17 protein-coding genes are annotated in these 21,746 nt (G+C 40.6%); 8 read left to right on the forward strand and 9 right to left on the reverse strand.

From position 1 onward, the window contains the following. Nucleotides 1–251: 251 nt before the first annotated feature. From dnaE to M23134_RS42440, 4 genes are all read right to left on the reverse strand, one after another. Nucleotides 252–4,463 carry a DNA polymerase III subunit alpha gene (gene dnaE / locus M23134_RS03665; protein WP_002694009.1) on the reverse strand — a complete coding sequence of 1,404 codons (4,212 nt, stop codon included), beginning with the start codon at nucleotides 4,461–4,463 and terminating at the stop codon, nucleotides 252–254. Nucleotides 4,464–4,782: 319 nt separating this feature from the next. Beyond that, the gene (locus tag M23134_RS03670; RefSeq protein ID WP_002694010.1) at nucleotides 4,783–6,021 is read right to left on the reverse strand and encodes a hypothetical protein; all 1,239 of its coding nucleotides are present in this window, start codon (nucleotides 6,019–6,021) and stop codon (nucleotides 4,783–4,785) included. 34 nt (nucleotides 6,022–6,055) lie between these two features. Next, nucleotides 6,056–7,060, reverse strand: coding sequence for an MvdC/MvdD family ATP grasp protein (locus M23134_RS03675; protein ID WP_002694011.1), 1,005 nt, complete (start codon nucleotides 7,058–7,060; stop codon nucleotides 6,056–6,058). A gap of 106 nt (nucleotides 7,061–7,166) precedes the next feature. After that, the gene (locus M23134_RS42440) at nucleotides 7,167–7,298 is read right to left on the reverse strand and encodes a hypothetical protein (RefSeq protein ID WP_002694013.1); all 132 of its coding nucleotides are present in this window, start codon (nucleotides 7,296–7,298) and stop codon (nucleotides 7,167–7,169) included. Nucleotides 7,299–7,834: 536 nt separating this feature from the next. Between M23134_RS42440 and M23134_RS39645 the strand changes: the two genes are divergently transcribed. Both M23134_RS39645 and M23134_RS03685 read left to right on the forward strand, forming a co-directional pair. After that, nucleotides 7,835–9,877, forward strand: a complete 2,043-nt coding sequence (locus M23134_RS39645) for a 7TM diverse intracellular signaling domain-containing protein (RefSeq protein WP_157558321.1) — start codon at nucleotides 7,835–7,837, stop codon at nucleotides 9,875–9,877. A gap of 18 nt (nucleotides 9,878–9,895) precedes the next feature. Beyond that, the gene (locus M23134_RS03685; RefSeq protein WP_002694015.1) at nucleotides 9,896–10,522 is read left to right on the forward strand and encodes a metallophosphatase domain-containing protein; all 627 of its coding nucleotides are present in this window, start codon (nucleotides 9,896–9,898) and stop codon (nucleotides 10,520–10,522) included. Nucleotides 10,523–10,731: 209 nt separating this feature from the next. Here M23134_RS03685 and M23134_RS37485 read toward each other — a convergent pair whose 3' ends face one another. Continuing rightward, nucleotides 10,732–11,667 carry an N-acetylmuramoyl-L-alanine amidase family protein gene (locus M23134_RS37485; protein WP_002694016.1) on the reverse strand — a complete coding sequence of 312 codons (936 nt, stop codon included), beginning with the start codon at nucleotides 11,665–11,667 and terminating at the stop codon, nucleotides 10,732–10,734. 149 nt (nucleotides 11,668–11,816) lie between these two features. Between M23134_RS37485 and M23134_RS03695 the strand changes: the two genes are divergently transcribed. Continuing rightward, nucleotides 11,817–12,488 (forward strand): hypothetical protein, encoded by a 672-nt coding sequence (locus tag M23134_RS03695; RefSeq protein ID WP_045112934.1) that lies wholly within the window; start codon nucleotides 11,817–11,819, stop codon nucleotides 12,486–12,488. Between the two features lie 63 nt (nucleotides 12,489–12,551). Next, nucleotides 12,552–12,962 (forward strand): hypothetical protein, encoded by a 411-nt coding sequence (locus M23134_RS03700; RefSeq protein ID WP_045112935.1) that lies wholly within the window; start codon nucleotides 12,552–12,554, stop codon nucleotides 12,960–12,962. Here the strand turns inward: M23134_RS03700 and M23134_RS03705 are convergent. Together M23134_RS03705 and M23134_RS03710 are read right to left on the reverse strand one after the other, a co-directional pair. After that, nucleotides 12,959–13,582 (reverse strand): LysE family translocator, encoded by a 624-nt coding sequence (locus M23134_RS03705; RefSeq protein WP_002694019.1) that lies wholly within the window; start codon nucleotides 13,580–13,582, stop codon nucleotides 12,959–12,961. The two genes, M23134_RS03700 and M23134_RS03705, sit on opposite strands and share 4 nt — an antisense overlap. Nucleotides 13,583–13,770: 188 nt before the next feature. After that, nucleotides 13,771–15,333: a GH3 family domain-containing protein gene (locus tag M23134_RS03710; protein WP_002694020.1), complete on the reverse strand. Its 1,563-nt coding sequence runs from the start codon at nucleotides 15,331–15,333 to the stop codon at nucleotides 13,771–13,773. 115 nt (nucleotides 15,334–15,448) lie between these two features. On the opposite strand from M23134_RS03710, the gene M23134_RS03715 reads away from it, so the two are divergent. After that, nucleotides 15,449–16,129 carry a YggS family pyridoxal phosphate-dependent enzyme gene (locus M23134_RS03715; RefSeq protein WP_002694021.1) on the forward strand — a complete coding sequence of 227 codons (681 nt, stop codon included), beginning with the start codon at nucleotides 15,449–15,451 and terminating at the stop codon, nucleotides 16,127–16,129. A gap of 70 nt (nucleotides 16,130–16,199) precedes the next feature. On the opposite strand, the gene M23134_RS03720 is transcribed toward M23134_RS03715, so the two are convergent. Next, the gene (locus M23134_RS03720) at nucleotides 16,200–16,898 is read right to left on the reverse strand and encodes a hypothetical protein (RefSeq protein WP_002694022.1); all 699 of its coding nucleotides are present in this window, start codon (nucleotides 16,896–16,898) and stop codon (nucleotides 16,200–16,202) included. 116 nt (nucleotides 16,899–17,014) lie between these two features. On the opposite strand from M23134_RS03720, the gene recQ reads away from it, so the two are divergent. Genes recQ through M23134_RS03735 form a run of 3 tightly spaced genes read left to right on the forward strand, consistent with a single transcriptional unit; the run spans nucleotide 17,015 to nucleotide 20,665 of the window. Then, a complete protein-coding gene (gene recQ, locus M23134_RS03725; protein ID WP_002694023.1) occupies nucleotides 17,015–19,153 on the forward strand; it encodes a DNA helicase RecQ in 2,139 nt (712 codons plus the stop codon). Nucleotides 19,154–19,159: 6 nt separating this feature from the next. Then, a complete protein-coding gene (locus M23134_RS03730) occupies nucleotides 19,160–20,062 on the forward strand; it encodes a leucine-rich repeat domain-containing protein (protein ID WP_002694024.1) in 903 nt (300 codons plus the stop codon). A 24-nt stretch (nucleotides 20,063–20,086) separates the two neighbouring features. After that, nucleotides 20,087–20,665: an alpha-ketoglutarate-dependent dioxygenase AlkB gene (locus M23134_RS03735; RefSeq protein ID WP_002694025.1), complete on the forward strand. Its 579-nt coding sequence runs from the start codon at nucleotides 20,087–20,089 to the stop codon at nucleotides 20,663–20,665. A 44-nt stretch (nucleotides 20,666–20,709) separates the two neighbouring features. Here the strand turns inward: M23134_RS03735 and M23134_RS03740 are convergent, their stop codons facing one another. Then, nucleotides 20,710–21,429 carry a leucine-rich repeat domain-containing protein gene (locus M23134_RS03740; protein ID WP_002694026.1) on the reverse strand — a complete coding sequence of 240 codons (720 nt, stop codon included), beginning with the start codon at nucleotides 21,427–21,429 and terminating at the stop codon, nucleotides 20,710–20,712. Nucleotides 21,430–21,746 lie beyond the last annotated feature (317 nt).

Below are 21,746 nucleotides of genomic sequence, written 5' to 3' on the forward strand. Positions count from 1 at the left end.
ATTCAATAGTCCATAGTATTTAGTCGATAGTCCATAGCTGATTCGAATAAATGTTTACCTTGTTAAATGCTGTAAACCAGTACTTTATATTCAAATTGCGTACTCACTTTATTTTTAAAAGCGTTTCGGTTTTACGCCTAAACACCCCATTAAATAGTTTTTAAATTCATCAATAACTGATCACCAGCAACCAACTTTGATTAAAATCACTACGGAGTATTGTATATTTATAAATAGCTTGTGAAACTATATTAATACACCATTTTGCAAGCCAGTTCGAGCGATTCAAACTTTTGTTGCAATCGTTCATCTGCCTGTACCTTGTATTTCTGTGAGTTGAGCTCTACCATCATAGTAGGTTGTTCCTGCAAGTCATACACCCAAATCTTAAGCTCGTGTTCACCCGTATTCTCTTGGGCTACCTTTTCCATTTTTTCCATGAGCTCATCGTTTAGCTTGGCAATGTCTACCTGAATAACTAACCCCCGACACATCTTCTCTTGCATCTCTTCGAGGGGTTTTATCTGCGAGGTGCGCAGCTCATAGCGATCTTCTGAACCATACCGCTTTTGTACTTTACCCGTGAGCAGTATCAGTTGATTTACCTCAATCAGATCGCTTAATGTTTCGTGGCTTTCGCCAAACAAAGCCAAATCCATCGACGTGCTGTAATCTTCTATACTAAAAGAGGTGAAAGGTTTGCCATTTTTGGTTTGCCTTAATTCTTTTTTGGTCACAATACAGGCTACAGTCACTTCCTGGTGCTGAAAAGACTCTATTTTATCAAGGGCTACCGCACCAAATTTTTTCATTCCGGCACGGTATCGGTCTAGTGGGTGCCCCGACATATAAAAACCTACCACTTCTTTTTCACGGTTCAGCTTTTCCAATTGGCTCCAGGGCTCGGTATAAGGCACCTTGGGCTGGGCTATAGTGACCGCCCCGCTTGCCCCAAACAAAGAGGTTTTGGCATTTTCTATCTCTTTTTGATAAGCATTGCCAAATTTGATGATGCGTTCCAAAAAAGTAGCCGTATCATTGGGCATAGCAGCAAAAAACTGCGCCCGGTGTAGTTTGCCCAAATTGTCGAAGGCCCCTGCCTGAGCAAAACACTCAAAAGATTTTTTGTTAACCGTTCGCAGATTTACCCTACGGGCAAAATCAAACATATCCTTAAAAGGACCGTTCTTTTTGCGCTCCTCTATGATATTTTCTACGGCAGCGTCGCCAGTGCCTTTTACTGCGCCCAAACCAAAACGAATTTGCCCTACTGGGTTTACCGTAAAGCTCTGTTCACTTTCGTTTACATCAGGTCCCAGTATTTGCAGCCCCATGTTTTTGGTTTCATCAATAAAGAAAGTAACCTTATCAATGTTATTCATGTTGTGCGTAAGCACCGATGCCATGTATTCAGAAGGGTAATTAGCTTTGAGGTAAGCCGTTTGGTAAGCCACCACCGAATAAGCTGCCGAGTGCGAACGGTTAAAACCATACTTGGCAAACTCTTTCATTACCTCAAAAACCTTCCTCGACTTCTCTTCAGGAATCCCATGAATTTCTTTGGCTCCCTTCATGAAAATGACCTCTTGGCGGTCCATTTCCTCAAGCTTCTTTTTACCCATTGCCCGGCGTAGCAAATCGGCACCCCCCAGGCTATAGCCTCCCAAAATCTGGGCAGTCTGCATAATTTGCTCCTGGTATACCATAATCCCATAAGTATTGTTGAGGATAGGCTCCAGCAAATCGTGTGGGTATTCAACTTCTTCAGTTCCGTGTTTACGGTTGATAAAGTTGGGGATAAACTGCAATGGACCAGGGCGATAAAGGGCGTTCATTGCAATCAGGTCTTCAATGTTGGTAGGTTTGAGCTGCTTTAGGTACATCCGCATTCCTTCCGACTCAAACTGGAATGTTCCTACGGTTTCGCCGTTTTGGTAAAGCTCAAGAGTAGCCTGATCATCCAATGGAATCTTGTCCATGTCTATGTCAATGTCATAGTTTTTCTTAATCATTCGCAGGGCATCCTTGATCACGGTCAGGGTCTTAAGCCCCAAAAAGTCCATCTTCAGCATTCCGGCATCTTCAATCACCTTACCGTCAAACTGAGTTACCAGCAAGTCGGCATCCTTAGAGGTACATACCGGAATATATTTAAGCAAATCATCAGGAGCAATAATTACCCCTGCAGCGTGAATACCTGTACCTCTGACCGACCCTTCCAAAATCTTGGCTTGGCGCAACACTTGATTTTCTAAATCGCCTTCAGGCCTTGCCAATACATCTTTTAGTTCTTGCACTTCGGCAAAGGCGTCTTTGAGCTTGGTTCCCGGTTTGTCAGGCACATACTTGGCAAGTTTGTTTGAGTCGGGAATAGGCAGCTCCAGCACTCGTGCTACATCCTTGATGGCCATTTTAGCCGCCATAGTACCATAGGTAATGATTTGGGCTACCTGGTTTTTACCATATTTATCAATTACATAATTAATGGCATCTTGTCGCCCTTCGTCATCAAAATCAATATCCACATCAGGCATACTTACCCTTTCCGGATTGAGGAAACGCTCAAAAAGCAGGTTATACTTGATAGGATCAATATTGGTAATACCAATACAAAACGCGACTGCCGAACCCGCTGCCGAACCCCGTCCGGGACCTACAAAAACTCCCATGTCGCGAGCGGCATTGATAAAGTCTTGCACAATGAGAAAGTACCCCGGAAACCCCATCGATTTGATGATGTTAAGTTCATGGTCAAGGCGCTCTCTTATTTCTTCTGTAATCTCTCCATACCGTTTGGTGGCTCCTTCGTAGGTCAAGTGACGCAAGTAATCATCCTGAGTAGCAAACTCAGACGGCATTTCATATACAGGCATCAGTATGTCTCGCTTGAGTTTGATAGGCGAGCATTTATCTACAATTTCCTGAGTGGTTTCCAGAGCAATAGGAATGTCAGAAAACAACTCGTTCATTTCTTCCGGCGTTTTCATGTAATACTCCTCATTGGGCATTCCATAACGCAGGTTACGCCGCTTTATATCAGGCGTAAACATTTTGGGCGTACTTTTCTTGTCAGCTCCCTTTACACAAAGCAGCGAGTCGTGGGCATCGGCATCTTCATCACCAATGTAATACACATTATTGGTAGCAATGGGTTTTACCCCATATTTTGCCGCAAATTTAAGCAACACCTCATTTACCCGTTCTTCCTCTTCTTGTCCGTGGCGCATAATCTCCACATAAAAATCATCGCCAAACAAGTTATGCCACCACTTAAACGCCTCTTCTGCTTCGTGCTCGCCCTGGTTCAATATCAAATCAGGAATCTCGCCTTGTAAGTTACCCGTCAAGGCAATCAAGCCCTCGTGATATTCTTCTATCAGGTCTTTGCCAATCCGTGGAAAACCAGCATAATAACCCTCTATATAGCCTAAAGAGCTTAGTTTGGCGAGGCGGTGGTAAGCCTCCTGGTCTTTGGCAAGCAATACTTGGTTAAATCTTCGGTCGCGATCGCTCTTGGTAAATTTAGTCTTAGTACGCTCTTGAGCCACATAAAACTCACAGCCAATAATCACCTTTACATCATTTTTGGCGCCTTCGCCTACAGCCTTAAAAGCCGCGTGCATGTTGCCATGGTCAGTAAAAGCAATGGCAGGCATGCCGTGTTCTTTAGCAAACTTGATCAAACCGCCTACGCTGGCTGTACTTTGCAAAATAGAAAACTGAGAGTGTACATGCAGGTGAGAAAAAGGGATAAATTTATCTACTTTTCCCTTAAATATCTCCGGGATTTTAATCCCTTTTTTCTTTTTACGTTTCTCAAAGTTGGCAGCATCGAGCACTGGAGGCTCATACACCACAGCATCTGCTTCCAGGTCGCCCAGGGGTGGAGCAATACCTATTGAGATCAAGCCAAAATAACAACGGGCAGTTGCCAACACATCATATGCTGCATCGTGGGCATCGTCAAAGCTTTCACTAAAAAGCTTGGTGTGAAGTTCGGTAAGGGTAGGCCATTTAAATTTACCGCCTCGTCCCCCCTGAATGCCTACATACTCAGCGGTTTCTTCGCTTTTGGTGTCATAAGTCGGTACTTCGTGAAGCTTACTATCTACAGTAGTCCGCACATACTCAGCTCCCATGATGTTTACATCAAAGCCAATGTTATGACCAATGATGAGTTCGGAACGGGCAATGTCAACCGCAAATTTTTCGAGCACTTCATTCAGCGGCAAGCCCTCTTCCAAAGCAATTTCGGTAGAAATACCGTGCACCTTTTCAGCGTTGAAAGGAATCGTAAAACCTTCAGGCTTTACAATCATATTTTCGGCACTGACAAGCTTACCATTGTAGTCGTGCAACTGCCAGGCAATTTGTACCAACCTTGGCCAGTTGTCCACATCGGTGTGTGGCGCATTAAAATCTTTTGGAAGCCCGGTAGTTTCCGTATCAAAAATTAAATACATGCAGCGAGTCTTTTTATAGTCAATGAGTTAAGCCCCTAAGGGCGCTCATGTTGAAATCTTAACTTTAAGGCAGCTTCTAAATTACGAAAAAAAAGAGGGATTTGAAAGGCTTCAATAGGGTATGTTGATAAAGATTACATCTTGCGTTGTGAGTACTCTCCTCTTTGCTTTTTCTTTCGTCAGAGGCATTTTTTTTGGCTAAAGTGGATAGCTGATTACCCACATTAGGCAGGTATAGTAAAAGAAGGATATGTTGATAAAACCCTGGTATTGAGGCTGTAGCTGGATGAAGTATAAAGTTTTGTCATATACAATGCAATCAGGTTGGCTTCATTTCTATAGCCTGGTGATTTAACATTAAAGTGAAAAATTCAAGTAAAAATGTTTGATAGTCAGGGTGTTGAGCCATTACTTGCCCTATTTCTATTACCTCACCCGCGTTCAACTGTTCTAGCAAAGGCAACAACAGAGAAGCATGGGAAAAATTACTTTTGTTTCGTCGGTAATATAGTCTTACCTGATCATTTTTTAGCGGTTGATGGTATATACAGAAAGGAGCGACAATTTGTACACTTTGTTTGGTCAATTCAGGAAAAGTTTTTTGATCAGACCAGCGCGGAGGGCGAAACCCACAATTGCTTTTGAGCGACAATTGATAATCTTCCATAGCCGCCTTTACCCAGCCACCAAATTTTTGTTCATGTACCTCAGTGCCAATCAAACCACTGGCTAAAATGTCGTCCACCTCAGCTTCATACCCTGCCAAAATCTCTGGGTCAAACGATGCTGTATTCATTTCAGCCAAAGCATTGCTGAGCCAGTCTTTGACCGAAATACCCTTGATCACCACCGTCAACGCCATTGAAAACTCCTCAGTGTTACCAATGTGAAAAGGACCTTCGGGCAAGTAAAACGTATCGTGCGCTTCTATTTGGCAGGTAGTACCATAGGGCAATATTTTCTCTGGCTCGCAATAATGCAACCTCGACCCGGTCTTCTCTACAAACACCTCTTCATCCCACAGTGTCATCAGTTTCTTACCTGGTCCCTGATGAAAGTGAATCACACTATTGGCTTCACCGTCGTAGTGTACCCCAAACGGAGTATACCCATAATTGCCCACAAATATAGTAGCGTTCAGGTCTAACCAAGGAATCCCAAGCTCTTCTACAATCCCCTGATAAAGAGGAGCAAGTCGTTGGGCAAGCGTATCGTGGTATTGGGTAGCACGATTGAGAATGATGCCAAATTTTTGCTTGCCAAATATACGTTGGGTAAAGTCTTGCAGGCCTTCGTGAGTTTGTAAAGGAGCGCGGTACATCTCGCTCAACTCTTTAATCACCTGTTTACCATCAGTATATACCCTGAGTCCGGGAGTACCAAACGAAAGCTTTTCTGGAACTTCTTGGATAATATTTAAAATGTCTTGTTCAGTAAAAAACTGAGCAGGCACACTGTTTTTGATCAAACAAGCCTCTGTAAGGTAGTTAGACTCTTCTAAAAGCACGTTCCACCAGGCTTGGCTAAAAACGGTATGAGGAGGAGTAATAGATGCCATTGATTACTATATATAGTGATTATAAAACATTGAGTTAATAAAGGTTGAGTGGACTATTACGTCTACGAGCCCGGTTGAGCAAGACATTGGCAATTGCTTCGGATATTTTTTTATTAAAAGCCTGATCCAGCCAACTAAACTCACCCACGGGGTTAACTTCTAAAAATACAAACTTGCCTTCCGGAGTTTTAATTAAATCTACCGCCCCATAGTTGAGTCCAAAATAGTCCATAAGGTGAAGCAGCTTCAGCTGAATACTGGCGGGTAAGTCACAAGGTTCTATGTCATCTATCAGGCTCCCATCTTTACGCCAGTCAGCTTGCCCTTCGGTAGATTGTTGAGAGGGTATTTTACCACAAAAAATCTGTTCTCCTACAATGGCCACCCTAAACTCACATTCTTTTTCTACATATTCCTGAAAAATCATAGGCGAAAATTCCAACCCCGTCATATCTTCCAACTCTTCGGGCTGCCACTTGTGGCTATATACCTTATACTCGTCTTCAGTACCATCATAAATGCTAAAAGCGTATTGCATCTTTGAGATCACCGCCGAATAGTTGTGGGCAAAAGCTTTTACTTCTTGCGCCGAGTTGGTAATAAGGGTAGCAGGAATGCGCAAACCCAGGCGGTTGGCTACCTTAAGTTGCAATTGTTTGTTTTCGGCACGTCGGATGTCCGCTACAGCGTCTAACACAAACTTGCCAATGCCCCAACTGGCAAGGGTACCCCAGAAAGTAGTTTTTGATTCTTCTATGGCAGGTATTTTATACTCATCTGCCATTTCTTCGGGCAGCTCTTGCCCAATGCGGATGCGTCTATACCATACTGCGTCAAACTTTGCCAGGTCGTGTACCACATCTTCACTGATGATTTTTACCTGTTCGGTATTGTTAATATAATGGCTGGCAAGCTGAATTTGGGTGGGGTAATAGTTGGTATTAAACCTGTATACATTGGCTCCTTTATTTTGCAATGCTTCAGTTACATTGTTGATACCTTCGTCGTCATCACTATATGTGACAATTAACACTTCCATAAAGTTATAAGTAGCTAAATTTTTTTGGTATATTGCTTACCAAACTACATAAAAAAAGGGACTATTGCTAGTCCCTTTTGCTTGATTCACTGGCGGGTAAATGTGATTATTTTCTTTTAACCACTTTTCTTTTTTCTAGTTGTTTGGCGAAGAAAGGCTTGGTAGTACTTTTAGCAGTTTTTATTTCTTTGCTACCAAATGTGTTTGGACTGTCAAAATCACCATTAATATGTCCCATGTTTTTAATTTTTTAAATTTAACCTTTGTTTTAAATAATAGTTGTTTGTTGTATTATGGTTGCAAAGTAAGGGGGGAATGGGTAGATAAAAAAATGCTTTTTTGAAAAAATATTACAAACGACGAAACTTTTTTCATTGATTGTCGTAGTGCACTTTCCTGCGTTTTGAAATACTTAATAATAAGTATACAATAATTGTAAAGAAATATACTGAGGGCTTACTGTAGATAAATAGTTGGGGTTTACAATGTAACTCAATGGTTTATTTTGGGAAATACCTTTTTTTTCGTTTTAGTCAAAGGTTTATACATAAATGCGAAAAGTAAAGTTTTAATAAAATTGTGGTGGTAACCTTGTTTAATTCAGCTCAAATATTTCATCAATTTGAAAAAAAATGCTTGATTTCACCTGCTTTTTTTTGTGTGATATTTCTTTGTATCTTTTCAAAAGTAAGAGTTATTGCTCAAAACCCGTTAGACTCACTGGTTGTACAGGTTACTGACGATATAAGTAAATTGACTAACCTGAATCCGCGAATGTACATCTTAGAAGATTCGTCAAATAGCCTAAGTTTTAAGCAAATCACTTCTTCTAAATATCATAACTACTTCATTCCTTATAATGAATTTCAAAAGAAGTCCCCAAGGTTGCAAAGAGAGAGAGTTTATTGGGCAAAATTGACGCTCTATAACCAGTCAAGCAGGAATCACTGGATTTTGTATGCCGCGAAGGGCGCAAATATTCAGCTATACTACCCTGATAATAATGGTCATTATTCTAAAAAACTAAATGGTCGTCTTGTACCACAATCGTTAAGAGATATTAGCAAGCATATTGTGGAGTTTAAGTACAAGTTTCGCCTATTTTTACCTGTTCAAAAAAAAATTACAATTTATATTAGACTGAAAGGAGTAATGTATACACCTCGTTATACATTAAAGCTTCGTTCACCTCAAGCATACTTGCATGAGGAATCTACATTAAACATTATTCAAGGTGTCTTTCAAGGCGCTTTATGGATTATACTTCTTTATAATATAATACTATTTCTAGTTGTTAAAGACAAAACCTACCTTTACTACACTACTTACATATTTGCATACTCAGTATATTATTTAGGGTATTACGACTTCTTTTCTGAGTATCCAGTTTTGCAAACATTCATTGGAGTAGCCAGTAGTCAATCAACAATGATTTTCTACTTTTTATTCATGAAGCTTTTTGTTGATGCTAAAAGACTAATCCCAAGGTGGAATAAAGTTATTCACTATTGGATGATAATCAAAGTGTCGATTGACTGCTGTTTGCTGCTTTATATATCTCTAACTTTAAATCTGGCTGATGCTGAAATATATTTATTAATTATAATATTAATTGATACAAGCTTATTTATATTAACACTCATTTTCTTATTGAGAACGAGAAATGTTTTAGCCCGCTATTTCGTTACAGGTTCTTTTTTCTTAATATTAGGCTGGGCGTTAAGTTCAATGGGGTTTTTGATTCATGTGAAGGTAGGGTTCAACATTAATTACTTCTCCCAAGCAGGTTTATTTCTCGAACTAGTGCTTTTCTCGGTAGGTTTGGGGTACCGCGAACGAAAAAACGAGCAAGACAAACGATTGGCACAAGAAGAAAATGCCCGAATACTGAGAGAGCAAAATGTAACCCTGGAGCGCAAGGTAAAAGAACGTACCAAAGAGATTACCGAAAAGAACGAAGAGCTCCAGCTCCAGAAAGAAGAAATATTGACCCAACGAGATTCGTTGCAGGAACGAGGCGAAGAACTTCAGTTTGCTTACAATCAAATCACAGACAGTGTACGCTACGCCCAAACCATCCAAAATGCCATTTTACCTTTTGAACCTAAAATCAAGCAGATTTTTGAAGAGTACTTTATCATCTACCAACCCAAAGACATTGTGTCAGGCGATTTTTACTGGTTTAACACCATCAAAGGTGAAAACTTTACCAAAACTGTAGTAGCAGTGATAGACTGTACCGGGCATGGTGTACCGGGTGCTTTTATGAGCATGATAGGCAATACATTGCTCAACGAAACGATCAACGAAAAGCATATCTTTGACCCGGCAAAGGTGATGACCCTTTTACACCAAAAAATCCGCAGTGACTTGCGACAGGCAGAAACCAACAACAGTGATGGAATGGACATGTCGCTCTGTGTGATTGAGCCGCTGGCTGCTCAAAAGTTTAAGGTGATTTTTTCGGGTGCCAAACGCCCCTTGTATTATGTACAGGAAGGGGAATTTAACCAGCTCAAGGCTGACCGTTTTTCTATTGGTGGCGAAGTATACGAAGATGAACGTACCAGGGTTTTTACCAACCAAGAGCTTATGTTGGCTAAAGGCGATGCTTTGTATATGATGACCGATGGTTTTGGCGATACTCCCGATGCCGAGCGTCGCCGTTTTGGTTCTCGTAACATCAAAAAAATGATCAGCCATTATGCACATTTATCTATGGAAGAGCAACAAATTGCTTTTGAAGCTACTCTAGCCAAACATCAAGGAAGTCAGGACGCCCGCGATGATGTCACAATGTTGGGCTTGAGGCTTTAAACATTAAAATGAACCCTCATGAAAATAGTTTGTATATCAGACACCCACGGAAAACATAGCCAAATAGCGGTGCCTGAAGGTGATTTGTTGATTCACGCCGGAGACCTAAGCGCTCGGGGCAGACCCAAAGAAATACGCCGTTTTAACAACTGGCTGGCTACTTTGCCTCACCGTCATAAGGTAGTTATTGCTGGGAATCACGATTTTTTGTTTGAAGATGAACCCCATCAGGCAGAAGCACTTTTAACCAATGCCATTTATCTCAACGACAGTGGAGTTACTATAGAAGGTGTCAATATATGGGGGTCTCCCATTACTCCTTGGTTTTTCGACTGGGCGTTTAATCGTGCCAGAGGAGCAGACATTCGTAAACACTGGGATTTGATTCCTGAAAATATTGATATTTTGGTTACCCATGGACCACCCAAAGGAGTGTTAGACCAAACGGCAAAAGGGGAGGAGGTTGGTTGTGAAGAATTAACCGAAGTAATCCAAGATATACGTCCAAGATACCACATTTTTGGTCACATTCATGAAGCACGTGGCAGGGTAGAAGTTAACGGCACCCACTATATCAATGCCAGCATGTTGAACCTACAATATGAAGCAGTACACCAGGCCGTTGTCATAGATTATATGAGATAAACCTGGCGCTGTTGGTAGTCCGATTGAGAACAAATTAGCTTCGCATAGCTTTGACTTTATTCTGTGGTTCTCTTTACTGTCTTTCGTTATTTTTAGCTTTTGGCAGTCCTGAGTATATGCACTCAATCTCGACACTTATTTTGACCAGGCTCCTTAAGTTTTTAGGCTAACTCTTCTTGGTGAAGGACACTTGCCTACTGCAAGGTGATTTATCGTCCCGATTTGCTTGCTACCAAAAAAGCTTCTTTGAAACCTACAGAGTGAATTTCGTTGAGTAAACGACGTGCTCCCTTTAGAGTATATTCCCAGCCTGTCACATAGCGGTATTTATATTTTTTTGAGTGTTTGTTAGGTACTCGTTTCACTTCTTTCGGCACATCTTTGAAATGCTCAGAATCTGGCGATATAGGTTTTTGGGTGGCCATCAACTGCACCTGGTATACAATTTCGCGGCGCTCACGGGGACGCTTAGATTGGGTGTAAACCCTAAAAGCCCTAAAAATAGCAGAAGCAATAATGCTTTGTCCCCGATCAGAGTTCAGGTATTTTTCTTCGCTGGTATTGGTCATGTAGCCACACTCTACCAGCACACTAGGCATACGGGTATATTGTACCACATAAAAGTTCTTTTGGCGTTTGTCTGCATCATAAATGCCCCTGACTTTTCTCCCAGCGCGTTGTTTAAACTGTTTGTTGATCAGTTTTGCCAAGTATTTGCTGGCGGGCAAGTCAAAACTATGAATGTGCAACTCTGTTCCATGTACTTGCTTGTGTTCTACCGAGTTGCAGTGCACACTTATAAAAGCATCTGCGTCTTTGCCGTGGGCAAAATCTACCCGTTCTTCCAGCGAGAGGTAGCGGTCGGTAGTGCGGGTATAGTATACTTTGATATGAGGCAGGTATTTTTTTACATATTTTCCCAGCTTAAGCGCAATGGTAAGGTTGAGGCTCTTTTCGTGTTTCATGCTTTTTGAGCCGCGCAAACGTCCGGTATCTTTTCCCCCATGTCCGGGATCAATCACCAATACAAAACCTTTATTTTGGCTTGTGTTGGGACGCTTTTTTTTTTGAGCAATTCCTTGTCCCAGTGTGAGCGTAACCAACCAAGCAATGACAACCCCTAAAGATAAAAGCCTAATGTGCATTATATGATTTTTTTATAGTGAAGTACTAAGGTAATACCAAAATATTACCATGTCAACCAGTATAAATTAAGCTTTATTATCTGTAACTCCACATTTTATCTGGCGTTTATATGCATAAGCCCTCTCTTTTCCTTAAACAAGTCACTATTATGAAGACAATACATCCATTGATTCACTTATCAAAGTGGTTCAGTTTTATATTATTTAGCACCACCCTGTTTACCACAACCTATGCCCAGTGCCCCAAAGGCTCGGTAGAGTCAAATAATTTGGTGGTGAATGGAAACTTTTCTCAAGGCAATCGTTATTTTCATTCGGGCTATCGTGTTTCTAACGACCTATACCCTGAAGGTACCTATCAGGTAGGAACCAACCCCACCAAATACCATGGACATTTTAAAGGACGGAGCAGGAGAGGTGCCAGAGATAAGTTTTTGATTGTAAACGGTAGCCCACGCCCCAATGTATCGGTGTGGTGTCAACAAATAAAAATACGCCCTAAAACCTATTATAATTTTTCTGCCTGGATTACCACCTTGGTAGCACGTAGCCCGGCACGCTTGCATTTTAGTGTCAATGGGCATGTATTGGGTACCAATATCAATGCACCTGATTGGGAGTATAACTGGAAAAAGTTTGAAGTGACTTGGTTTTCGGGCAATGAAACGACTGCTAATATCTGTATTGTAAATTTGTCAACTTTGAAGGGAGGCAACGATTTTGGTTTAGACAATATTCGTTTTACAAGTTGTGTACCTATAGTAACCAAGGCAAAAGCGGTAACATCTGAAGAAGCCGCCGCACAAGTAAGAGAATACTAGCGGGCTTAGTGGCAACCAAGGGTGGTTTTTACCGTTAGGAATGGTAAAAATAAAAAGGTAAATATGAAATATGCAACATTAGATGCCTCTCACGACCCAGTAATGATTTTACACTTTACTGGTGAAGAGCCCACTGAAGAAAGCTTTGACGATTATTTGAACCTGTACCTAAATGCAGTAAAGCAAAAGAAAGGCAGAGGAGTAGTGATGGAAGCAAAAAAAGTGGGTTTTGTGCCTGTAAAATACAGAATCAAACAAGGCAAGTTTTTGAAGGAGCATGAAGCCCTTCTGAAAAAAAATATCGCAGGCATTGCGTTTGTTTTCAAGTCGGTCATTACTCGTTTTATGATCACTGCCGTATTTGTCATTAAAAAGCCCCCTTTTCCGTATTACCTTACCGGAGACCTGGATGAGGCTGTTCGTTGGGTACAACAAAAGATAAAAGAACAACAAAGCCAGGAAGAAGTGCTTTAAGCAGGCATTTTGAAACCATAAAATGCAGAGTAAAACAACCAAAAAGCAAAGCATACCAAAGCAGCACCAGCAATTTTATTTACCCTATCCAGTACTTTTTCGGTCAAATACCCCCTGATATAGTTGGCAAGGTAAGCCTTGAGCAAGTCGGTAACAAACACGGTAGTAATGGCTCCGGCAAAAAAACTAAACATTTCATTGCTTTTGAGGTGACTATTAAATGCTACTGCCCCTATCCAAAATAAATACACCGATGGGTTGAGTACGTTTAACAAAAAACCCTCAATGGCAAGGCGATAACCTTGGGCTTTTTTACTGATGCTATTTTCGGTTTCTGTACGTCTTTTTACTTTTTTAAAAAAAGGAAGCAAGCCAAACACCAACATCATAGAACCACCCACAATGCCCAAATAAAACTGAAACTCTTTTGTTTCGGCTAGTTGAGCCACACCTACCGCTACCAGTGCTATCACAAAAGACTCACTTATAGCAATGCCGAGTGCCATCCAGGCCCCCGATGTAAAACCACGTTCGATACTTACTCGCAGCAGGGCAAAAAAAACAGGACCGATTAACAGTGCTAGTGTGACACCATAAAGTACCCCTTGTAAATATATCATACGGCAAAGTTAGTTGTTTGCAACTCTAAATATCAAGTTTGTGTAAGAAATGCGCGCGTTTACTTGTTCAGTTTTTGCATAACTGGCTAACTTTCATTCCTTTATTACAAAATAAAAATCCCTCTGATGTACAATCAGAGGGACAGGTAAGGTGCACTTTCAAAAAGTGCAATCAATTATATATGGTGTTATACAGTGGTGCGATAATGTTGGTTCAGGTAGTTTTCCCACTCTTGGTATTGGTTGCTTTTCAGTACCCTGGGAAACTTATTTTGTCCACCTTCTTTGCCCTTCATTTTCATCCAGTTAAGAAAAACATCTGTAGGTAAAGTTTCTACATAAACCTCTTTCAAAGCGGCTGAACGCTCTACGGCATAATCATCGTTTAATTCTTTCAGCTTATTGTCAATCTTAGACTTGAGTACATCCAGATCAACCTTGTCGTTAGTGCCTATGTACCACTTGTGGGCAAACAGGTTTTCGTGAGGAATACCAGCTACGGTAAACTCTTTTACATCAATATTACACTCATTGGCTACCAACTCAACGGCTTTGTTCATATTGTCAACCGACAGGTGCTCTCCACATAAGCTCAAAAAATGCTTAGTACGACCTGTAATAATCATTTCGCTTTTTTCGCGATTGGTCAAACGAACAGTGTCACCAATAAGGTAGCGCCAGGCACCTGCACAACTTGAAAGCAACAAAGCATAGTCTTTGTTCTCTTCAATTTCATGAATCATGTACGTTTTGGGGTTGCGAATCAACTCTCCATTAGTGTTGAAGTTGTCTTCGGTAAAGGGTACAAATTCATAAAACAAGCCGTTGTTTAGGACAAAACGCATGTTACTGTTGGGGTGAGTCTGAAAAGCTATGAACCCTTCAGAGGCCAAATAGGTTTCTATGTAGGTGATGGGTTCTCCCAACAACTTTTGAAACCCTTTTTTGTAAGGTTCAAAAGATACCCCTCCATGAGTATATACCATTAGATTTGGCCATATTTCGTGAATGTGGTTCAGGTTATGACGTTCAATGATTTTTTCCATCATAATCTGAATCCAGGCAGGTACGCCCACTACAAAGCCCACATCCCATTTAGGTGCTTTTTCGGCTATTTCATCTAGCTTACTATTCCAATCAGTTTTTTTTGCAATCTTCTTTCCTGGCTTATAAAAATGTTGAAACCAGAAAGGAATCTGACTCGCGGTAATTCCACTGAGATCACCTTCAAAAAATGCCCCTTTACGGTTAAGGTGGGTACTGCCTCCAAGCATTACCATACCTTTGCCATAGAGTTTACTTGGCAAGTCTTTGAAGTTAGACAAAGAAAGAATTTGACGAATACTTGTGCGGTGAATTGCCTTCACCATTGCTTTTGTAACAGGAATATGTTTAGATGAAGAGCCTGAGGTTCCAGAGCTAAGCGCAAAGTATTTGACTGGACCTTTCCAGCAAACATCTTTTTCGCCTTTGCGGGCACGATGCCACCACTCGTTATAAATGGTGTCATAGTCAAATGTTGGAACACTTTCTCGGTAAGCTTCATAAAAACTTAAATCATCACCTTTGGAATTATGGATCGCATGAATGATGTCCTTGAAATTGTAATGGGTACCAAAAGCAGTTTGTTTAGCAGAAGAGAGTAGTTGAAGAAGTTGTTTTTTCTGAAGATCAAAAGGTGTCTTTTTTTCTTGCTCTATACTTTTTCTTAACTTTATACCCTCTTTGAGCAATTTACCTAATATTGGCATATGCTTACAGTTTGTTGAACAGTACAAAAGTATAAGTTTTTTTGACCTTTGTATCAAAAAAACTAAATAATTATATAAAAAACTTAAATAGTTATACTAAATACGTTTACTTAATATGAATATTGCCCAAAACATTGAAAATATTAACACAAAACTTACACCTACTAATACAAAACTAGTAGCGGTAAGTAAAACCAAACCCGCCGAAATGATTCAGAAGACTTATGACACTGGTTGGCGTAGGTTTGGCGAAAATAAGGTGCAGGAAATGGTAGAAAAACATGAAATATTGCCTAAAGATATTGAGTGGCACCTGATAGGGCATTTGCAAAGTAACAAGGTAAAATACATTGCACCATTTGTGTCATTGATCCACGGGGTAGACTCAATGAAATTGCTGAAAGAAATAAACAAACAAGCCGCCAAAAACGAGCGGGTGATCCAGTGCTTATTGCAGTTACACATAGCAGAGGAAGATACCAAGTTTGGTTTGTCGTTTGCCGAAGCCAAAGAAATACTGGCTTCGCAAGAGCTGACTACGCTGAAAAATGTGCACGTGGTGGGTGTAATGGGAATGGCTACTTTTACTGATGACAAAACCCAGGTACGAAACGAATTCCGTAATTTGAAAACTTTTTTTGATGAGATAAAAACCGAGGTTGGTCATTTGACCAATGTAGACTTGCAGGAAGTGTCTATGGGGATGAGTGGTGACTACGAGATAGCTATAGAAGAAGGCAGTACCATGGTAAGAGTGGGCAGTGCTATTTTTGGGACAAGAACCTATAATAACTAATAATGTTCTAAAGTCAAATAGTATCCTTGAACTGGTGGCTTGATATTTTCAAACCACCAGTAGCTTGTGTTTATTTATTTATTTCCTTTCTTAGTTTGCCTGCCCAGGCGCGTATTGTGTTGTTTCGTTTATTTATTATGTTATTGCGTGCATTATTTGCAATAGCCTCTGCCACATTATTGTCGATAATGACAACATATCCATCCGATGAGGCTTCAAGTAATTGGCTGCCTACTATGTGGCTATTCTGTACATCGATCAACCAAAACCATACTTGATAATGAGCAGGTTTTGTAATACTGGTTTTATCACCTTTCCCAGGAGTAAACGATTTGACACGAGAAACACAAATGTATTTGAGACCATGTAGTTTGTTAACATAAAATGCATGTTGCTCGACGGTAAATTTATTTTCTGCAAATGGATGAGGATCAAGTTTTCCCCAAGAGGTGGACGAAAACAAAAACCTTTGTTTCTTCTTCAATTCTATGGCGTCTTTACTTCCATTGGCAACCGAAATAAAATATTTGTAATCTATTGCTTCATATCCTAATACTTCTTTTTTATGTAGAGAGTCATAAGTTACAATATCAGCTATAAATCTAGGTGTGATGAGTTTTTCGTCGCCATTCTTGGGTATAAGAGGCTCTACTTTTTTTAATCGCGCTCTTATTTCCTCTATTTTTTTTAATGTTTTTTCTGAAGGCTTGGAATTGCATGAGTATAGAATAAAAAGAATAAATAGCAAAAAATAAGAGAGTTTATACATAAGAGGAATTTGTTAAGTTTTGATAATCAGAAGATACTTATTTTTATATAAAATATAAGATAAACTCCGTAATTTTGTGTTAAAGGTTACTTTAAAAATTTAAACAAACTATTCACATGCATACTGCCTCTCCTGAAGCTACTCTACAGCAATATTTTGGTTACAAACAATTTCGCCCTCTACAAAAAGACATCATTGACCAGGTGCTGGCAGGCAACGACGCCCTGGTGTTAATGCCTACTGGAGGCGGAAAGTCGCTTTGTTATCAGGTACCCGCCCTAATGATGGAAGGCATTGCCATAGTAGTTTCGCCCTTGATAGCCCTTATGCAAGACCAGGTAGAAGCTTTGCAACGCAACGACATTGCGGCTGCTTTTTACAACAGTACCCAAACATCGAGTGAACAAAGCGAGATAGAACGCCAGTGTATGGATGGCAAAATCAAGCTCTTGTATGTGTCACCCGAAAAATTGTTAAGTGGAACTTTTATCGAGTTTTTACAGCGCCTTCAGATCAACTTGTTTGCTATAGATGAGGCACATTGTATCTCAAGCTGGGGACACGACTTTCGCCCAGAGTATGCCCAACTAAAAATGCTCAAGAAGGTATTTCCCAGTGTGCCAGTGGTAGCCTTGACTGCCACGGCTGATAAGACTACCCGCAACGATATTTTAAATCAGTTGAACTTACAACAGCCTGAAACATTTCTTGCTTCGTTTGACCGTGAAAATATTCGTTTGCATGTATCACCAGGACAAAACCGAATCAAGAAAATTATTAAATACCTGGAAACCCGCCCCAATCAATCGGGCATTATTTATTGCCTGAGCCGTAAAAGTACTGAGCAGATTGCCCAAAAGTTAAAAGATGCAGGGTTTTCGGCAGACTATTACCACGCCAAAATGGACAGTAATCGTCGGGCGGCTGTGCAGCAAAGTTTTTTGAAAGATGATACGCACATCATTTGCGCCACCATTGCTTTTGGCATGGGAATAGACAAACCCAATGTACGGTTTGTGATTCATTACAATATGCCCAAAAACGTAGAAGGGTACTATCAGGAGATTGGTCGGGCCGGGCGTGATGGTCTCAAGAGCGACGCTATTTTGTTTTATAGCTACGGTGATGTGAAAATACTGCGGGAATTTATCCACAATATAGACAATGAAGGTTTCAAAGCCTTGCAATTTGCTAAACTTGAGCGCATGCTACAGTTTGCCGACGCCGATATTTGCCGACGTCGTATTTTACTCAACTACTTTAACGAAAACTTCCAGCAAGACTGTGGCAACTGTGATGTGTGCCGAAACCCTCCTCAAAAGTTTGATGGAACTATACTTGCCCAAAAAGCTTTGTCAGCCTGCTTACGCGTTAAACAACAAGTGGGAATCAATGCTTTGATAGACGTATTGCGAGGGGCGAAAAACCAGCAAATCATAGAAAATGGCTACCATCAGATCAAAACTTTTGGTGCAGGCAAAGACGTGAGTTTTCAGGACTGGCGTGATTACTTGCAGCAAATGATTAACCTGGGGGTATTTGAGATTGCCTACGACCAAAACCTTGCGTTGAAAACTGCAGAGTTGGGCAATCAAATATTGGCAGGAGCCCAAAAATTATTGTTGTCAAAACCGACCGAAAAAACGTTTGCAAAAGCACCTGCCGAAAGACCCAAATCGAAAAAGGCAGTGGCAAAAGAAGGGTTGTTTGAGGCATTAAGAACTTTGCGCAAGCAAATAGCCGATTCGCAGAGCATAGCCCCTCACATTATTTTTAATGATGCAACCTTGACCGAAATGAGCGATAACCGCCCTTACACCAAGGCTGATTTTTTGGAAGTTTCGGGGGTTACCCAAACCAAAATGGAGCAGTACGGACAAACTTTTATAAACGAAATAGTACGGGTATCAGTCGCGCAATATCAGGCAGGAGCTACAGTAAAAGGGGCATCACCTCTCACTACTTATCAATTGTATAAACAAGGGTTGACTCCTAAAGAGATTGTGGCCGAACGCGCCAAAGCTGAAGGCAAAGCCCTGAATCCGGTAACTGTAGAAGGACATTTGATTTCATTGTATAAAAAAGGGTATTCAGTAGATTTGATGAGGTTTACAAACGCCACCGCAGTGAGTGATATTCAGCAGGTACTACACCAAGACTTAGGTGAAGATGGTTTCAAGGGCATTCACGAACAGTTTGGTGGTAAATATTCTTATTTTGAGATTAGAATAGCTAAAGCTTTGTTGGGAGAGTAACAGGCAATGAACAAACCAACCGAGGTGGAGAAGAAAATATGGCAGTTACTGGCAAGTGTAGATGCCAAAAATGTAGAATTGGGTTTTCAGCTTTGCCTGATGCTGGGAGGAGAGCATAGTAAAAAAATAGCCTTAAGGCTGAGAATGTATCCGCTTTGGTGCGCAAAATATGGATTGGAAGAGGCCTATTGTTACCACCTTAAAGAACTCGATCTGAGCAACCAACACTTAGAGGTACTGCCCCCTGAAATTACCCGGTTTACTCATTTAGAAGTACTCGATTTATCCAATAATCGATTAAGCGCATTGCCCACTGATATAGGGCAACTCGCTCGTTTGGAATACTTGTGTGTAGACGCCAACTATTTGACCACCTTACCTGCCGAGATAGGACAATTGATCCGGCTTAAAGGTCTTTATTTAAGCGAGAACCATTTGCAGGTGATTCCTGATGCAATTGGGTGTTTAGAGCAATTGCAAATAATGAAACTGAACACCAATCAACTAAGTAAACTGCCTGAGTGCATAGGCGGTTTGTCTGGCTTGGTCGAGCTGCACCTAAAAGATAATCAGTTGACATATTTATCGCCTACTTTGCGCCAACTTACGACACTCGAAACACTAGACGTGAGTCATAACTATTTAAATACTTTTACCGAGGCAATGACAGCCTTAACCTCTCTAGTGAAACTGAACCTGGCTAAAAACAATATACGTCATATCCCTGAATCTATTCAACAATTAGCAAGGCTGGAGTGGCTTAATTTACGTTTAAACGATCTCAAAGAGCTACCTGCGTCTATTCGACAGTTGCACCATTTGCAGTTTCTAGACATAGCAGACAATCACCTTTCTTTGAAAGCAATGAACACTTTGAGGCAACATTTGCCTATGTGTGATATTTGGTAGTATTATTTTATTAGTATTTTATATATGAACCACCTTACCCAATCAATACCTGGCTTACAATACATTCCAGATTTTGTAGGTCAAACTACCCAAACCGCCCTGATAGAGGCTATAGATGCTTTGCCTTGGTTAACCGACCTGAAGCGAAGGGTGCAACACTATGGCTATAAGTATGATTACAAAAAACGAGCGATTGATGCTTCGATGAAAGTGGGTGATTTGCCCCATTGGGCACAAAAAATAGTACAGCAAGCTGTAGATGAGCAGCTGTTGTCTGAGTACTTTGACCAGATGATTATCAATGAATACCTGCCAGGGCAGGGCATTGCCAGGCATGTAGATTGCGAGCCTTGTTTTGACCATACCATTATGTCGGTGAGTTTGGGTACAGCTTGTGTCATGCATTTTAACTCACTGGAAGACAAAAATCTGGACGTACCAGTATTGTTGGCTCCCGGAAGCGCCATCTTGTTATCGGGTGATGCACGTTATCGGTGGCAGCACAGTATAAGAGCCAATAAAAGTGAAATGTTTGAAGGGCAAAAAATAGTCAGAGGTCGCAGGGTATCACTTACGTTTCGTAAGGTGATTATTCAGACATAATCCCCTTTATGGTAACTTTTCTAAAATAACTATGGCATCGTTGCTTAAAATCGGACATCGGTGTGAGGCAGCCATTGGCAAATCTGCTGTATATGCATAGGAGGCAAAGGATTGTAGCGAATGTCTAAAGTTTTGAGGTGTTGTAATTGTTGAATGCTTTTGGGCAATCTACTCAACTGATTGTTTCTTAATTGTAGCTTTACCAAACGATGCAAGTTGCCTATTTCGTTGGGCAGTGCCTGCAGCAAATTACTGGTAAGGTCTAGCTCTCTCATTTGTTGCCATTGTCCTATTTCAGGAGGCAACACTTGTAGTTGATTGCGTACCAATGATACATATTGTAGGTTTTTGAGCTGCCCTATACTGGTGGCCGATAAGCTTTGCAATTGATTGTATTGTAGGTGCAACACTTTTAACTGCTGTAGGTTGCCCAAGCTCTCCGGGCAGTTTTTTAGGGCGTTGAACGAAACATCGAGGCTACTTAAATGTGGTAAGTCACCAATAGATTGTGGTAAGTGTGACATATTGAGGTTGCTTAGCCTAAGTATGTCCATAGTTTGCAAAGGTTCAACCAAACCCATTTTTAGGCACAAATAGCGTTTGTAGCGCGAGTTTCTCATTTCCTGGTACAACACCTGTGGCACACCTACTCCTTGCATGAGAGTAAAGGCAAGGTGTATATTATTTTCATTGTCATTGGTGAGCAAGTAAAACAAGTGTTTTATTTCTTCTACGGAAAGGTTGGTGGTAGCTTGGGGGCGCATGGAATGTAATTTTTGTACTTGAATAGTGGGTAATATGATATTTTAACGAAAAATACCCGCTTTTTTGTCTAGTAATAATATACTAATGTTATTTTGAATATTGATATTAATGGTTGTTTGTTGGTTTTTATGCTTGTTTTGCGGTGATATGTTTGGTGTTTATAGTGTTTGTTAAAATTAAATACTGTAAGTTTTCGTTGTTTTTTGGTTAAAAAGTGAACTTTTGTTGATATTATATTAAGTGTGATGAAGACCCGTGTTTTGATTAGAATAATACACTTAAGCAAGCTACCTTTGTATTAACAAGTTTTCAAAAT

It is taken from the genome of Microscilla marina ATCC 23134 (genome assembly GCF_000169175.1).
Classification (GTDB): Bacteria; Bacteroidota; Bacteroidia; order Cytophagales; family Microscillaceae; genus Microscilla; species Microscilla marina.